We start from the raw sequence: 18,030 nt of genomic DNA on the forward strand, positions 1-18,030 counted from the left end.
AGTATAGATAATATCAAAATAAGCTGTATCAATTTAAGATTGATACAGCTTATTTCTTAATATCCTAATATCTCTGGTATTCTACATTCTACTTCTTCTATAGTTGATCCATTTCTTAAAGCATAGTCTTTAATTTGATCTTTATTAACCTTATGAACATCAAAATACTTAGCTTCTTCTGATGCAAAAAACAATCCACAAACTGAAGCTACTGGATTCATCATATAGCTTTCTGTAATTGTTACTTTTGTCAGCTTTTCTCCATTTAACAAATTAAATAACTTTTCTATTTCTTTTTGATCCTTAAGTGATGGATACCCTATTGCTGGTCTTATTCCTCTATATTTTCCCATTAAAATCTCTTTAATTTCTAAATCTTCATCTTCTGCATATCCCCAGTAATTTTTCCTTACATCTAAGTGAAGTTTTTCTAAAAAGGCTTCTGCTAATCTATCACATACTAATTTTAATAGCATTGCGTTATAATCATCTCCACTAGTTATTAACTTTTCTGTATATTCTTTAATCCCAATTCCAGCTGTTACAATAAAGGCTCCTATATAGTCATCTCCATGAATATTACTAGGTTTTATATAATCACTTAAACAAATATATATGTCATTTTTATTTATATTTTGTTGTCTAAATAAATTAAATGTTTCTAAAAGCTCTCCCTCTTCATTAAATACCTTTATATCATCTCCATAGGATTTTGCCTTAAATAACCCTAATGCTCCATTCATCTCATTTAGATTATTTTCTTCTAAATAATCTAAAAGTTTATTTGCATCATTAAAAAGTCTTTTAGCTTCTTCTCCATAAAATTTATCTTCTAGTATTTCTGGATAAGTTTTTTTCATATCCCATGCAGTAAAGAAAAATGTCCAATCAATATATTTTCTTACTTCCTTTACAGTATAATTAGTAATTTGTTTTATTCCTAAAAAATTAGGTTTTTTAATATACTTTTCTTCCCATTTTATTTGTAACTTTTTACTTCTTGCTTCTTTAAGACTTATAAACTTTGACTTTATATTCCCATAATTTTTTCTTTGATTTTCATAATCTATTTTAATTTCTTTTAAAAACTCTTCTTTTTTATTTGAAAGTAAGTTTTTGCATATATCAACAGTTCTTGAAGCATCATATCCATAAATAACTGGACCTGAATACTTTGGGGCTATTTTTAAAGCAGTATGAAGCTTAGATGTTGTTGCTCCTCCTATTATTAAAGGAATATTAAATCCATTTTTCTCAAGCTCTACTGCAACATTTATCATTTCATCTAATGATGGTGTAATTAACCCACTTAATCCAATAATGTCTACATTATGCTCTTTTGCTGCTTTTAAAATGTCTTCAGCTGGTATCATAACTCCTAAGTCTATTATTTCAAAATTATTACAAGCTAAAACAACACCTACTATATTTTTCCCTATATCATGAACATCCCCTTTAACTGTTGCTAAAAGAATCTTTCCACTATTTTTATATTCAGAAGTTTTATCCATTTCTATATGTGGTAATAGATAATTTACTGCCTTTTTCATAACTCTAGCAGATTTAACTACTTGCGGAAGAAACATCTTTCCATCTCCAAACAACTCTCCTACCTTCGTCATACCGCTCATTAAAGGGTTCTCGATAATTTTTAAAGCCTTATCATAATTAAGAAGAGCTTCATTAATATCTACTTCTATATAATCAGTAATTCCTTTTACTATTGAATAGCTTAATCTATCATTACAGGATTTTTCTCTCCAATTATTTTTTTCTTGTACTACTATTTCTTTATTACCTTTAAAATTTTCTGCCTTTTCTAATAACTCTTCTGCTGCATTAGAACTTTTATTAAATATAACATTTTCAACTAATGCCAATAAATCCTTTGGAATATCATCATATATTTGAAGCATACCTGGATTTACAATCCCCATATCCATTCCAGCTTCAATAGCATAATATAAAAATACTGAATGCATAGCTTCTCTTATAATATTGTTACCTCTAAAAGAAAAAGATAAATTACTTACTCCCCCAGAAACCTTTGCATATGGTAAATTTTCTTTTATCCATTTAGTTGCCTTTATAAAATCAATAGCATAACTATTATGTTCTTCAATTCCAGTTGCGATAGATAATATATTAGGATCAAATATTATATCTTCTGCTGGAAATCTTACTTTATTAACTAATATATTATATGCTCTACTACAAACTTCTATCTTTCTACTATAATTATCAGCTTGACCCTTTTCATCAAAAGCCATTACAACAACTGCTGCTCCAAAGTCTTTTATTATACTAGCTTTTTTAATAAAATCTTCTTCTCCATTTTTTAATGATATTGAATTTACAATTGTCTTACCTTGTATAGCCTTAAGTCCAGCTTCTATTACTTCAAACCTTGATGAATCTATCATAATAGGTTTTGAAGCTATATCTGGCTCTGATGAAATAAGCTTTAGGAAATTATCCATTTCATAAACACTATCTAATAGTCCGTCATCAATATTTACATCAATAATTTGAGCTCCATTTTCTACTTGCTCCTTAGCTACTAATAAAGCCTCATCATACTTTTTTTCTCTAATAAGCCTTGCAAATTTTGCAGAACCTGCAACATTTGTTCTTTCTCCAATATTTATAAAATTATTTTCTTTATTACTAACAACTAAATCTAAGCCACAATATTTACTTTGTTTTTTAATTTTAGGTATTTTTCTTGGCTTATATTTTTGAATAACTTTATATATTTCGTTAATATGTTTAAAGGTTGTTCCACAACATCCACCAACAATATTTAAATATCCTTTACTTGCCATTTCCTCTACAAAGGTTGCAGTCATTTTAGGTGTTTCATCATATAGACCTAATACATTTGGAAGACCAGCATTAGGATAAACAAAAACAAATAAATCCTGTGTTTTTGAAAGTTCTTTAATAAAAGGTATTAATTCCTTTCCACCAAAAGAACAATTTAAACCAATTCCAATGACATTTTCATTTTTCATAGATTCTGCAAATGCCTCTAATCTTTGACCTGATAATATTCTACCTGACTTATCTGTTATTGTTCCTGAAATTAATATAGGTAATATAATATTCTTTTCTTTAAAAACTTCATTTGAAGCTATAATTGCAGCTCTAGCATTTAAAGCATCAAAAATAGTTTCTACTAAAACTATATCTATTCCACCATCTATTAATGCTGAAATCTGTTCTTTATATGCTTCCTTTAATTCATCAAAGGTTACATTTCTATAACCTGGATTTTCAACATCTGGTGAAATTGATGCCGTTCTATTTGTAGGACCAATTGATCCTGCTACATATCTAGGTTTAGTTGGATTTTTAATAGTATACTCATCTGCTAATTCTTTTGCAAGTTTTGCACTTTTATAATTTAAATCATAAACTAAATTCTCAAGATTAAAATCACTTTGTGATATTACATTTGAGTTTAAAGTATTTGTTTCAATTATGTCTGCACCTGCTTCTAAAAACCCTCTATGTATTTCCTTAATTATTTCTGGTTTAGTTAAAGTTAATAGATCATTATTACCTTTTTGATCCTTATGAAAATCCTTTAGTAATTCCCCTCTATAATCTTCTTCCTTTAACATGTGTAATTGAATATTAGTTCCCATTGCCCCATCAAGAATTAATATTCGCTTCTTTAAATCTTCAACTAATTTGCAATTCATTTATTTTGCCCCCTTAATATTGCTTTTTTCTTTGAAAATTCTTTGGTATTTTTATGTAATTTTCATGTTACTATTATAACATCTTTTTTTTAAAAGTCTTTTTAATTTTATATAAAAAGAGTTAATACTTCTTTTTTGAAATATTAACTCTTTATTTTAACCTTTATGCTATTTTTTATCTAAATTTAATCCTCCTAAAAGTGCTGCAAAAGGATTATTTATATCTTCCTCTGATTCCTTCTTCATTTTCTTTAAAATATTATTAACTTCCCTCTTATTTGTTTTTTCAGATTTAGAGTTAAATCTTTTATTAAATATTGATGCTTTTTCTCTAAAACTACAATTTGTATTTGGACAAACATATATTTGACCTTCTCCTTGTCCTCTAAGTTCTAGCTTCTTTTTACATTCTGGACATCTTGCATTAGTATTTCTGCTTACGTTTTCTCTATATCCACATTCTCTATCTTGGCATACATTCATTATACCATTTTTACCTTTAACCTCTAATAAATATTTTCCACAATTAGGGCATTTCTTTCCTGTTTTATTATCATGAACAAATTTACTATTTGTTCCTTTAACAGCTTCTACTAATGCAACTGAATAATTTTTCATATCTTTTATAAATGAATTCCACTCTCTTTTTCCCTTTGATATTTCATTTAGTTGACTTTCCCATTTAGCAGTTAAAAGTGGTGACTTTAAATCTGTTGGTACAAGTTCTATAAGCTGTCTTCCTTTTGATGTTGGAATAATATCTTTTCCCTTCTTTTCAATTACAAAAGAATTAAATAATTTTTCAATTATATCAGCTCTTGTTGCAACTGTTCCAAGTCCTCCAGTTTCTCCTAGAGTTTTTGCTGCATCTTTTGAAACTGTAATATATTTATGAGGATTTTCCATAGCTGATAAAAGTGTACCTTCATTAAATCTTGCTGGTGGCTTTGTTGTACCCTTATTTAATAAAACATTCTCTACTTTAAATTTATCGCCCTTATTAATTCTTGGAAGAACTTGTTCTTTTATATCATCTTCTGAATTTTCATCATTATTATTATCATAAAGTTTTTTCCAACCCTTAGATATTATAACTTTTCCTTTTGCTATAAATCTTTCACCTTCTATCTTACCTTCAATTGTTGTTTGAGTATATTCAAAAGGTGGAAGCATTACACTTAAAAATCTCTTAACTACTAAGTCATAAATTTTTCTTTCTTCTGAAGATAATAATGATAAATTTGGTCTTTGCTCTGTTGGAATTATAGCATGGTGATCGCTTACTTTTGAATTATCTACGAATCCTTTATGTCCATTAATCTTTGTCTTTAATAAACTATCTGCTACACTTCTATATTCACCTATTGATATTGCTTTTAATCTATCTGGAATAGTGGAAACTATATCGGTTGTTAAATATCTTGAATCAGTTCTTGGATAAGTTAATACCTTATGATTTTCATAAAGTCTTTGCATTAAACTTAAAGTCTGCTTAGCTGAATAGCCCCATATCTTATTTGCATCTCTTTGAAGCTCTGTTAAATCATAAAGTGCTGGTGCAAATTTTTTCTTATTAACTTCTGTTATATTTATTATTTCACCTTCTGAACCCTTAACCTTAGATGAAATCTTATTAGCAAAATCCTCATCAAATATTTTCGAATTATTATCTTTATTTACCCAAGAAAGATTATAGTCTCTAGTTTTTATTCCTATTGTATAATAAGTTTTAGGTTTAAAATTCCTTATTTCATCTTCTCTATTAACTATCATAGCTAATGTTGGTGATTGTACTCTTCCTGCTGATAATTGAGCATTGTATTTACATGTTAATGCTCTTGTAACATTTAATCCAACTAGCCAGTCTGCTTCTGCTCTACATACAGCAGCTCTATAAAGATTCTCATAATCAGAACCTGGTTTAAGATTTCTAAATCCATCTAAAATTGCTTTATCTGTTTGTGATGAGATCCATAATCTTTTAAGCGGCTTATTTATTCCTGCTTTTTCTATTGTCCACCTTGCAACTAATTCACCTTCTCTTCCTGCATCAGTTGCTATAACTATTTCACTTATATCATCTCTATTCATTAACTTTTTAACTTCATTAAATTGTTTTCCAGTTTTCTTTAAAACTACAAGTTTCATATACTTTGGTAGCATTGGCAGTGTTTCCATACTCCAGGTTTTATATTTATTATCATATCCTTCTGGATCCATAAGACCTACTAAGTGGCCCATAGCCCATGTAACTATATATTTATTTCCTTCTATATATGCTCCTTTATTTTGATTGCATTTTAATACCTTAGCAATATCTCTTCCAACTGATGGCTTTTCAGCGAAAACTAAAATTTTTCCCATATTTAAATTCCTTTCATTTATTCATAATAAAGCTTTTATTATGAACATCTTATACTATATTTTTATGCTAATTAACTACATTTACTATATTAAATCATTCCACCATCTATTTTTATTATCTGACCTGTTAAGTATTTACACTCATCATTACATAAAAAAGTAACTAATTTGCCAATTTCCTTTGTATTTCCAAATCTACCCATAGGTATTTCTTCTTCTAAAGTCTTTCTTTCTTCATTATCTAAGAATGAATTCATCTCTGTATCTATAACTCCTGGTGCAATTGCATTAACTCTAACTCCCATAGAAGCAACCTCCTTTGCTAGAGATTTAGTAAATAAGTTAATTCCTCCCTTAGTAGTTGAATATAAAACCTCACAAGATGCTCCAACATCTCCCCAAATAGATGATATATTAATAATATTTCCACTTCCCCTACTTATCATTTGAGGTAATGTTAATTTACTTAAGTACATAGCTCCTAAAAGATTTACTCCTATTAAATCATCTATTTCTTCCTTAGATGAATCCATAAATAATCCGATTTTTGATATTCCTGCATTATTTACTAATATATCTATTTTACCAAATTCATTAATAATATTATTTATTATTTCTTTGCAACAATTAAAGGAAGATATATCTCCTTTAACAAGCTTTCCATATCCACCTAATGATATAACTTCATCTAAAGTTTTTTTTGCTCCTTTATCATCTTTTGAAAAGTTAATTAAAACAGTTGCTCCCTCTTTTGCTAGTTCAAGTGTAATTCCTCTTCCAATTCCTCTTGATGCTCCTGTTATTAATGCTATTTTCCCTATTAAGTTTCCCATTTTCTTCTCCAAATTTATTTCATTATTTTAAACATTCTTTTATAACTCTTTTTACATTTCCAAAAAATATTTTATCTATTTCATTTTGGCTAAAGCCTTCCTTTAATAATTTATGTGATAATTTTCCCATATCACCTATATTTTCAACTTCAACTTCATTTTCTATTCCATCAAAATCTGTTCCTAATGCTAAAACTTCTATTCCACCTATATTTTTTATGTGCTTTACATGAGCTATCATCTCATCTAAACCTGGAATATCTTTATCTCCAAGAAAAGGTGCACAGAAATTCAATCCCATTACTCCACCTTTATTAGCTAATTTAACTATCATATCATCTGTAAGATTTCTTGAATGCTCTGTAACGGCTCTTGCATTTGAATGTGTAGCTATAAATGGCTTTTTACATATATCTATAAGATCATAAAAGCCACCATCTGAAAGATGTGAACAATCTGGGATTATTCCGTACTTTTCCATCTCAATTACAATTTCTTTGCCTCTACTTGTTAAACCTTTATCCTTATATTCATATTTATAATTTGGATATCCAATGCTATTTTTAAAATTCCAAGTTAATGTTATAAACCTAATTCCTAGGTCGTACATTTCCTTTACTCTTTCAACTTTCCCCTGAAGCACTTCCCCTTCTTCTATTGAAAGAAAAGCTCCAACTTTACCATTTAAATTAGCTTTTTCTAATTCATCTATATTTGTTACAATACTTATATCATCTTTGTTTTTATTTATTTCATTTATAAAATTATTATACATTTTCTTAAATTCAATATATGGATCTTCTACTATATTTAATTCTATAAAATGTGCAAAAGTTTGTGCTAACGCTCCTCCTTTTTTCAATTTTCTAATATCCACCTTACATATACTATCTTTTAAACTTAAATTTTCATAAAGTAACCTACTTGCTGTATCACAGTGTAAATCTATTGTTTTCATTTATTGTTCTCCCCTCTATTTCACTTCTTATCTAGCCTTCTTTTTGCTCTCTACTAATTCTACTTCTTTTTTCTCTTGCAAGTAACAAGTACTCACTTAAATTTTCTGGACCTGCAATAACTTTTCTTCTTACCCAAAGTCTTCCTTCTTCTTCCACCTCGACACTCCATTTAATTAATGATATTTTTCCCTTTTCAATTTCAATTGAAGTCATTGCATATGGTAGTACACAACATCCATCATTAAAATATGGTGGTTCATACTTTCCTGGTAACCTACTATTATGTGTATGTCCACATAGTATCATCTTATAGTTATCTCTAGCCCATTTTTCAAGCTTTATATCAACTTTATTTCCCTTTTTATTGTTTTTAGCTGGACTTGTTGGATCTTTAAACCCCGCTACTCCATTTAAAAATTTCCATATATATCTTACTAAAAATCTCGAAAATATCCAATAATTTGAGTTCATTGGATCTAGTTGATGTCCATGAGTAACTAAAATTTTTTCATTTATTGAAGTATAGTTTAAATTTAATGCCTCATAAAACTCTATATCTTTTATAAACATTAAAAAGTTTTTACCATAATCCTTTCCAATTTTTCTTAAAACCTTATATTGGCTATCATAAAAACTTCCTCTATTTTTTATTATATCATGATTTCCATAAATCATATAAATTCTATTTTTTTCTTTGAATTTATTTAATATTTTAAAAATATCATCATAGCAATATGAAATATCATTGCAATTTCTATTTTTCCATAATTCATCTCCATCTCCAACTTCTATATAAGTAAATCCTTGTTTTAAATAATATTCTAAAGCAGTTTTATATACATTTTTATTTGGTAATAATGAGTCTGAGTATGTTCCATCTCCTCTATGAACATCAGATATAAAAACAATTTTTGAGTCTTCATTAATTTTTATTTCTCTAGCTGAATTATATAAATCAATTAAATTTGTCATAAAGCTCTCCTATATATTTATAACATTTCATTATATGTGCTTTATAGTAAACTTGTTAGTTTATTTTTTATTTACCTTTAATATCTGTATATAAATACTATGTTTTTGTACAAACTAATTACAATAATTCTTAAAAAAGGAGAGAATCATAGTGATTAAGAAATATAAAAAAATAGCTTTTATTATTATATCAATACTAGTATTTAATCCATTTTCTTCAGTTTTAGCAAATGATAAAAGTATTTATATTGATGATGAAATGTCTTCTATAAATAACTTGCCAGCAACTTCTGAGGAAACAAAAAATGAATTTAAACTTTTGTTAGAAAATTTATTTAAAGATAAAAACTCTGCAATTGTATCTGGTGATTGTGAACTTCTAAAAAACTTTTATGACCTTAAAATAAAAGTTAGTCAATGGGCTTATGAAAGTGAAGCAAAAAAAACACAATATCTTATTAATTGGTCAGAAAAACAAGCTGTAAAATTTACAGACTTACATTCTACAGTAAAAATTAGAAAAGTTGTTGAGAAAGAACCTGGATTGTTTGGAGTTATATGTGATGTAGCAACTGATTTTAATTATTACTATATTGACTCTCCCGATGTTATTAATCATTTTAGATTAGGAACAAATCATTACTTAAATTTAAAAAAAGAAGGGGATAGATATATTATTACAAAAGAGTGGTATACTGATCCATTTGCAGATTCATTAGATGTAACAAATATTAAATCTAATGAAATAAAAGAATATATTCTATCCAAATCTAAACCAGATTTTTTTCCAAATGAAAGGCTTTTAAAAGCTATAAATTATGCTCATACTTACTGTGGAGTTTCTGAAGATGAAGAGTTTACCTTTAAATATAACTCAAAGTATAAAAACCACAATCCCGATGGTGGTGACTGTGCAAACTTTGCATCTCAAATTCTTTTTGAAGGTGGAGGATTTAAAAAGAATGGCTTATGGAGTTATGAAGGAAAAGAAGGAACTAAGGCTTGGTTAAACGCTCAAGGATTTAAAAACTATATGGTAGGTAGTGGTAGAGCTTCTTACATTGCAAAAGGTAGCTATAGTCAAACCTATAAAGCTGCATTTAATATGAGGCCTGGTGACTTTGTAGCTTATGAAAAAAAAGGAAGAATTACTCATATTTCTACAGTTACTGGATTTGATTCTAAAGGCTATCCTTTAGTAACTTGTCATAATACTGATAGATTATTAGTTCCTTATGATTTAGGTTGGAGTAATCCAAATATTAAATTCCATTTAATTCATGTACATTATTAATGACATATAAAAGGACTATCACATGAAGAATTTTAAACACAATATTTCATTAGTTTATTTAAACAATATTGTATCTATATTTTTAATGTGATAGCCCTTTAAAACTATTTATAACTAAATATTATTTTATTTTTTTCTTAGCTTTGTTATAAAAAAACCTTCCATTATATCATTTGGTATTATTCTTATAGCTTTTTTCAATTCATCTTTATATTTTTTATTTTTATACTTCGATAGTCCACTAGTAACATTTGGCAAGGTTAAACTTATATCTTCAATTTGTAAATTTTTGTATTTATCTAATATATATTCTACTACTTCCTCATTTTCAAAGGGATTTAATGTACAAGTTGAATAAACCATAATTCCATTTGGTTTCAAAGCATTATATGCACTATCAATTAATTTTTTTTGAATTCTAACATAACTTTTTATCCTTTTTTCATTCCATTTATTATAGCTTTTAACGCCTTTTATTCTTATTGTTCCTTCACCCGAACATGGTGCATCTAATAATATTCTATCAAAATATTCATTTAATCGTTTACCAATAGTACATCCATCGGTTCCAACAACTATAATAGATTCTGCTCCTTGTTTTTTAATATTATAACTTAACCTTTGTCTCCTAATTTCATTTACATCATTTGCAAAAATCGTAGCATTGTTTTTTGTTAAGTCTGCCATAAATAAACTTTTACCTCCAGGAGCTGCACACATATCTAATATTGTTTGATTTTCATTAATATCTAAAAATAAAGGAGGTAGCATTGAAGAAAGATTCTGAAGATATATTTTTCCTTCATAATACACCTCTAGCTTTCTTAAGCTACTCTCCTTAACTCCTTTAACTATAAAAGCATTTTTATAAATAGAATGGTTAATTGCTTTTATTCTATTTCTACTAAGTTCATCCAAAATTTCTTTTCTATCAGATTTTAATTCATTAATTCTAAAGCTTGGGTTTCTACCTTGCTGAAAGCTTTTATAAATCATACCTAACTGATTATCAGTAAAGATTTCTTCTAATATTTCTATAAACTCTTTTGGCAAACAATGCTTAACATTCTTTATAGACACTACCTCACCCCTATAGTTTGTTTATACTATAGTTTACTAGTTCACTTTTAAGATTATGCTGCTTTATAATGCATTTTTAGCAATAAATAAAAATACATAAAGAATATTTAAGATAAAATTCTATTTATTAATGTACAATACTCATTGGTATAAAATAAAGGTTATAACTATCTATTTCAGTTACTATTCCTTTAACATTATATACATTTTCTATTAATTCTTTGTTTATTATATCTTTTGCTTTACCTTCTTTTATTATTTTTCCATTTTTCATTATAACTAAATTATGACTATATTTTATCGCTTGATTTATATCATGCAATACCATAACAACTGTTATATTATATTCCTTGTTTAACTTCTTTACTAACTCTAATATTTCTATTTGATAAAAAATATCTAAATACGTATTTGGTTCATCTAAAAATAATATTTTAGGCTTTTGTGCTAAAGCAAGTGCTATAAAAACACGTTGTCTTTCTCCTCCAGATAAGTTTGAGACAAGCTTTTTTCTTAAATTTTCTATATTAGTACTTTTAATAGCCCATTCTATTATCTCATAATCTTCTTTATTATTATTTTCAAAATATCCCTTATGTGGTATTCTTCCATAACTAACTAAATCTTCTACAGTTATATCATTTGGAATATTATTTTGTTGATATACGGTAGCTATTTTTCTAGCAATTTCCTTACATTTATAATTATTAATTTTTTCATTTTCTATATAAATATAGCCACTATTAGGTTTATTAAAGTTACAAAGAATATTTAATAATGTAGATTTTCCACTTCCATTAGGTCCTATTATTGTAGTTATTTTCCCCTTAGATATATTTATATTTAACTCCTTTATAAACTCTGCTTTATCATAAGAAAAGTTTAAATTTTCCCCATATAACATAATAATCACTCCTTATTAAAACCTTTAGCTATAAATAAAATTTATATATCACTTTTCCTTAATAGATATAAGAAGAATGGTCCTCCTAAAACTGCCATAATTATACCAACTGGTATCTCGTATGGCTTAGCTATAGTTCTTCCTAATGTATCTGCAATTAAAAGTAATATTGAGCCTAATACACAACTAAATGGTATTAAATACTTATGATTAGATCCTATAATAATTCTACATATATGAGGCACTATTAATCCTACAAAGGATATTATTCCTGCTATAGATGTTGATACTCCTGCTAAAAACACAGCTATAAAAGATATTATAATTCTATTTGTATCAGCATTAAATCCTAAACTCTTAGAATTTTTATCTCCTAAAACTATAACATTACAACTTTTATATACTAACAAGGCTCCAATTAATCCTATTGTAGTGTATATTATAAGTGGATTTACATCATTCCATGACGTAGCAGCTAAGCTTCCTGTAAGCCACATTTGAACACTAGCTGAATTATTTCCATTAAATATAATAATTATAGAAACTAATCCACCAAGCACTGCATTTACTGCTATACCTGAAAGTATAATTCTAATAGGAGATAATGTTTTCTTAAATGCTAAAAAATATACTATTATACAAGATATTATTCCACCTAAAAATCCAAATAAATATCTATAAGTACTTAAATAAGGAAATATAACCATTATTAATATAACAGCCAAACTTGCTCCAGAAGAAATTCCTGTTACTGATGGGTCTGCTAATGGATTTTTTATAATTGCCTGTAATAGTACTCCTGATACAGCTAGACTTGCTCCTACTAAAATTGCTATAATTACCCTTGGTATTCTTAAATCCCTTATAATTTCCCATGCTTGTCCACCATTATTAGTTAAAATACCTAAAATCAATTCCCTCAAGCTTATATCTATACTTCCAATTTTAATAGCTACTATAGTTGTTATTGCTAGAATAACTATTGAAATACAAATATATATTTTTTTTATTTTATTATTTTTCATTAATTACCTCATTAATTTTTACTAAAATTGTCTATTTATATAATATTTCCTCTAGGTTATCTAATGCTTCCATAGCTTTAAGATTTGCACTCATTCCAAATTTATTATGGTCTAAATAATAAACTTTATCTTCTTTTATCGCATTAACTTTTTTCCACATATAATTATTATTAAACTCATTTTCTACCATTGCTTTACTTTTCTCAGGATCTGCATGAGTCATAACTAAAATTTTATCTGGATTATATTTAAAAATTTCTTCCATATTTACTTGTACAAATGGAGTAGATTTATTTTCAATAAAATTTTCACCTCCAATAGATTCAACTAAACTACCTACATAGCATCTGCTTGTTCCAATCATTATGCTTCCAGGTGCTGCAAAAACTATTAAAATCTTTGGTTTTATATTTTTATTATTTAATTTTAATATTTCATTTTCCTTTGAACTTAAACTTTCAAGCAATTTTTTTGCTTCTTCTTGTTTGTTAAATTTATCTCCTAGCGTTTTTATAGACTCCTTTAACCCTTGTAAGCTAGTTAGTGTTACAAATTCACTTGGTATATTATTTTCTATAAATATATTTTTAAAATCATCTCCTAAAGTATCTACTGATACAACTACATTTGGATTTAATGATTTAATTATTTCTAAATCTGGATTCATTGGATTTCCAACTTTAACAGCATCTTTAGTACTTTCAGGTAACTCATATGCTGTTGTTGGTACTCCTTTTAGCTTTACACCTAATTTATCAAGTATTTGTGTAACAGCAACAGAAGTTGATATTACAATTGAGTCTTCACTATAATTTTTATTATCATTATTAGTATTATCATTACTATTATTTCTGTTATAACATCCCGTAATAAATGTCATAACAGAAATAACTATGATTATAAATGATAGTTTTTTCATAAATATACTCTCCTATAAAAATGTCTTTATATAACTAATCATAGCTATTTCTATTGTTTTTTGTTATAATTATTTAGGTTATAATTTAGGTATTATGCAAATAGATAATATTTATCTCTGCTATATAAATTTATTTATTTGCATATATACTTATTTTTTATTAAATTTATTTTTAACAATTATAATAGTAACTAGAATAACAACTATTCCTCCTGCTATTATTAAAGGTATAGAATTATTATAATTATCTTCTAACTTATCTACTTCACCTTTATCTTCTTTCTTTATAATATCACTTTTAGGCTCTTCTATTTTTTCTATTAGCTTTAATGTATCCTTTTTAGGTATTATATCAAAACTAACATCTCTTCCCATTGGAATTACATACATATTAGCATTTATCTTTGAATCTATTGAATTAATTTTAAACTTTACTTTTACAGTATTTTTTTCATTATTTCTATCAACTATTTCACTTTCAACATTATTACCATCTATTATCATTTTATAATTTTGCATGTATTCACTTCCTGAAAACTCTACTGTGCAAAACATCTCATTATTTCTTGACTCTATACTCATAATATTGTTTAAGTAAGTTCTAGACATAGACATACCAATTTCGGAACTATGATAAACATCATTTTCTACTTCGTATATACCACTTTCAATCGGAGAATTTTCAATAGCCTTTACATTAATTCCAAATAAAGTACTAAATATACATGCTAAAAATAATAGAACTGTAATTCTAAAATTTTTCATTTAATAACCTACCTTCTTTTTCTTCTATTCATAAAAGCACCAAGAGTTAACATCAATGATCCAGCAGTTGCCATCATTCCGCCTGAAACCATTCCTCCTGTATATGGTAATGTTCCATTTTTCTTTACTTCATATTCCTTAACAAAGTTCAAAGTCCCCTGTAAGAATTTAACACCAAACTGTACATTTGAGTTCATTGGAATTACAAACATTTCCACCTTAACATCAGCATCTATATTAGGAATTTCAAATCTTAAACTTAATAAATCTCCATTTCTTTCAACTATTTCATAGTTAGCATTTTCTCCATTAACACCTATTTTAAACTCCTTCATAAATTGTGAGTTATTAAATGTAATTGTTGCATATGTTTTTCCATCTACTTCTTCTATCTTCGAAATTTTTTCTAAATATTTTCTTGCCATTTCTCTACCAATTTGTCTATCATGAAAAACTTCATTTTGTACAGTGTACAATTTTCCTTTTATAACTACCTCTTGTGCTTTTTCATTTGCTTTATCATCAGCTTTTAAAACACTTGTTTCACTATTAGAAGATTTATCTTCACTTGCCTTTGTCGCGCTCTCATTTGTAATATTTGGTTCAATAGTATTACTATTATCTGTAGATGGTTTATTATCCTCATTTAGTTTACTATCTCTAATTAATTTTACATTTTCTTTATCATGAGCTACTGTAAATTGTACATCCCTTGACATCGGAATTACATATAGCTTCATAGATACCTTTGAATCTAAGCTTGGTACTTCAAACTTTAATTTTAATAATCCATTATCTAAAGTTTCTTTTTCATAATTAACTTCTGAATTATCTACAAGAATTCTATAGTTATCTAACATTCCTTGAGGGTTTAATTCAAGAGTTAAATAGTTTTTACCATCTTTAACTTCCATATTAGTCTTATCTTTCAATACACGTCTTACCATTGATTTACCAGTTTCACTTGTATCTTCTATAGTATTATTCAACTCATAAATTTCATTTTTATATGCATTAGTCTCTTTATTATCCTTTTGTTCATTATTTGTTTCACTATTAGAAGATTTCTCTTCGCTTGGCTTTGCTGTGCTCTCATTTGTAATATTGGGTTCAATAGTATTACTATTATCTGTAGATGGTTTATTACCCTCATTTAGTTTACTATCTCTAACTAATTTTACATTTTCTTTATCATGAGCTACTGTAAATTGTACATCCCTTGACATTGGAATTACATATAGCTTCATAGACACCTTTGAATCTAAACTTGGTACTTCAAACTTTAATTTTAATAATCCATTATCTAAAGTTTCTTTTTCATAATTAACTTCTGAATTATCTACAAGAATTCTATAGTTATCTAACATCCCTTGAGGGTTTAATTCAAGAGTTAAATAGTTTTTACCATCTTTAACTTCCATATTAGTCTTATCTTTCAATACACGTCTTACCATTGATTTACCAGTTTCACTTGTATCTTCTATAGTATTATTTAACTCATAAATTCCATTTTTATATGCATTAGTTGCTTTATTATCCTCTTGTTCATTATTTGTTTCACCTGAGGTTGCTGTTTGAACTCCTCTAACCGTTTCTGGCAATAAATTTTTTTCTTTATTTTCACTTATCACTATACTTTCAGATTTATTATTAGTTGCTGCCAATACAGATGTACTAGTAATTCCTCCTAAATTCGTTATAACAACTAACATAACTAATGTTTTCGATAAATTTCTTTTCACAATTATATTTACCAAGTTATTCAAAATTACCTTATTCACTCTTTGAATAACCTGATACCCCCCTTTCATTAATATATTTTTTATTTCTAAAATACTCTCCCTCCTACTAAAATTTCTAAAGTAAAATTAATAGTATCATTATTTTCCCAATAATATCCTACTTATTCTTACGATTTGTATTATACTATTATTAATATTGATTTTCAATATCAATTAATCTTTTTTGTAAATTTCTATTTTTTTATTTATAAATTTTAACAATACATCTTTATTAATCGTTTACAAATATGAATATTGTTTAAACTTTTTCTTAGCTAGTTTTACAATTTTAAAAATACTTATTAACATTAATTAATTTTTATTTAATAAATTAACAGAAGGAGACTGTTACAATACTTATTCAATGTGTTTAATCAGAAACAAAATAAGTATTAGTTGATATACACTTTATGAAGAGATTTCCTGATTTCCCTTATTTATATTAACTAGCAAATGAACTAAATAAAAATCTCCTTTATTTTAACAATATATTACTTTTTTTATATTTTTTTAATAAAAAAGTGATTACTCAAAATTTTTATTAAAATATAAAAGTTAAAGACATACTTTATTCACTAGTATATTTAACTTATATATTTATAAAATATTATTTTGAAAGTAATCACTTTTAAAAATTAATTTAAATTGAAATATTTAATTCTACTGGACAATGATCTGATCCTAATATCTCTGAATGTATATCTGCTGACTCTAAATTCTTCATAAGTCTTTTAGAAGTTAAAAAATAATCTATTCTCCATCCAGCGTTATTTTTTCTTGCGTTAAATCTATAAGACCACCAAGAATAAGCACCTATTTTCTCTGGATTAAAATATCTATATGTATCTATAAATCCTGAGTTTAATAAATTAGTAAATTTACCTCTTTCTTCTTCTGTAAATCCAGCATTTTTAGTATTAGTTTTTGGATTTTTAAGATCTATATTTTTATGTGCAACATTTAAATCCCCACAGACTATAACCGGCTTTTTCTCATCTAATTTTAAAATATATTCCTTAAATGCTTCTTCCCATTCCATTCTATAATCTAATCTTGCAAGTTCATTTTGGGAATTAGGAGTATAAACTGTTATCATAAAAAATTTTTCAAATTCTAATGTAATAACGCGTCCTTCTTTATCATGCTTTTCTATTCCAATTCCATATTCTACACTTATTGGATCATTCTTAGTAAAGATAGCCGTTCCTGAATATCCTTTTTTCTCTGCATAATTCCAATATTGTTTGTATCCTTCTAACTCTAAACTTATTTGACCTTCTTGTAATTTGCTTTCTTGAATACAAAATATATCAGCATCTACTTCTTTAAAATAATCTAAGAATCCTTTTGTTACACAAGCTCTTATTCCATTTACATTCCATGATATAAGCTTCATACTATTTCTCCTTTATAATATATTATTTATA

13 protein-coding genes are annotated in these 18,030 nt (G+C 26.6%); 1 reads left to right on the top strand and 12 read right to left on the bottom strand.

Translation table 11 applies throughout. From position 1 onward, the window contains the following. Positions 1-56: 56 nt before the first annotated feature. The 5 genes from metH to ACYQ1T_RS14970 all read right to left on the bottom strand — a co-directional run bounded on the left by metH (position 57) and on the right by ACYQ1T_RS14970 (position 8,835). Positions 57-3,707: a methionine synthase gene (gene metH / locus ACYQ1T_RS14950; RefSeq protein WP_459836303.1), complete on the bottom strand. Its 3,651-nt coding sequence runs from the start codon at positions 3,705-3,707 to the stop codon at positions 57-59. Positions 3,708-3,875: 168 nt separating this feature from the next. Then, positions 3,876-6,071: a DNA topoisomerase III gene (locus ACYQ1T_RS14955; RefSeq protein WP_459836305.1), complete on the bottom strand. Its 2,196-nt coding sequence runs from the start codon at positions 6,069-6,071 to the stop codon at positions 3,876-3,878. Between the two features lie 89 nt (positions 6,072-6,160). After that, entirely contained in the window at positions 6,161-6,904 is a 744-nt protein-coding gene (gene ymfI, locus ACYQ1T_RS14960; RefSeq protein ID WP_459836308.1) for an elongation factor P 5-aminopentanone reductase, read from the bottom strand. Positions 6,905-6,926: 22 nt separating this feature from the next. Next, a complete protein-coding gene (locus ACYQ1T_RS14965; protein WP_459836311.1) occupies positions 6,927-7,862 on the bottom strand; it encodes a dipeptidase in 936 nt (311 codons plus the stop codon). 31 nt (positions 7,863-7,893) lie between these two features. Continuing rightward, positions 7,894-8,835, bottom strand: a complete 942-nt coding sequence (locus ACYQ1T_RS14970; protein WP_459836313.1) for a metallophosphoesterase — start codon at positions 8,833-8,835, stop codon at positions 7,894-7,896. A gap of 148 nt (positions 8,836-8,983) precedes the next feature. On the opposite strand from ACYQ1T_RS14970, the gene ACYQ1T_RS14975 reads away from it, so the two are divergent. Further along, positions 8,984-10,129 (top strand): amidase domain-containing protein, encoded by a 1,146-nt coding sequence (locus ACYQ1T_RS14975; RefSeq protein ID WP_459836590.1) that lies wholly within the window; start codon positions 8,984-8,986, stop codon positions 10,127-10,129. A 126-nt stretch (positions 10,130-10,255) separates the two neighbouring features. On the opposite strand, the gene ACYQ1T_RS14980 is transcribed toward ACYQ1T_RS14975, so the two are convergent. The 7 genes from ACYQ1T_RS14980 to ACYQ1T_RS15010 all read right to left on the bottom strand — a co-directional run bounded on the left by ACYQ1T_RS14980 (position 10,256) and on the right by ACYQ1T_RS15010 (position 17,999). Further along, positions 10,256-11,209: an RsmB/NOP family class I SAM-dependent RNA methyltransferase gene (locus tag ACYQ1T_RS14980; protein WP_459836316.1), complete on the bottom strand. Its 954-nt coding sequence runs from the start codon at positions 11,207-11,209 to the stop codon at positions 10,256-10,258. Between the two features lie 127 nt (positions 11,210-11,336). After that, positions 11,337-12,113 (bottom strand): ABC transporter ATP-binding protein, encoded by a 777-nt coding sequence (locus ACYQ1T_RS14985; protein WP_459836319.1) that lies wholly within the window; start codon positions 12,111-12,113, stop codon positions 11,337-11,339. A 41-nt stretch (positions 12,114-12,154) separates the two neighbouring features. After that, positions 12,155-13,138 carry a FecCD family ABC transporter permease gene (locus ACYQ1T_RS14990; RefSeq protein WP_459836321.1) on the bottom strand — a complete coding sequence of 328 codons (984 nt, stop codon included), beginning with the start codon at positions 13,136-13,138 and terminating at the stop codon, positions 12,155-12,157. 31 nt (positions 13,139-13,169) lie between these two features. Beyond that, positions 13,170-14,057 (bottom strand): heme ABC transporter substrate-binding protein IsdE, encoded by an 888-nt coding sequence (gene isdE / locus ACYQ1T_RS14995; protein ID WP_459836323.1) that lies wholly within the window; start codon positions 14,055-14,057, stop codon positions 13,170-13,172. 150 nt (positions 14,058-14,207) lie between these two features. Then, complete coding sequence (locus ACYQ1T_RS15000; RefSeq protein WP_459836326.1) at positions 14,208-14,822, bottom strand: NEAT domain-containing protein; 615 nt, start codon at positions 14,820-14,822, stop codon at positions 14,208-14,210. An 8-nt stretch (positions 14,823-14,830) separates the two neighbouring features. Further along, a complete protein-coding gene (locus ACYQ1T_RS15005; RefSeq protein WP_459836330.1) occupies positions 14,831-16,564 on the bottom strand; it encodes an NEAT domain-containing protein in 1,734 nt (577 codons plus the stop codon). Between the two features lie 679 nt (positions 16,565-17,243). Further along, positions 17,244-17,999 (bottom strand): exodeoxyribonuclease III, encoded by a 756-nt coding sequence (locus tag ACYQ1T_RS15010; protein ID WP_459836333.1) that lies wholly within the window; start codon positions 17,997-17,999, stop codon positions 17,244-17,246. Positions 18,000-18,030: the final 31 nt, after the last annotated feature.

This window comes from Clostridium carnis (assembly GCF_054657435.1).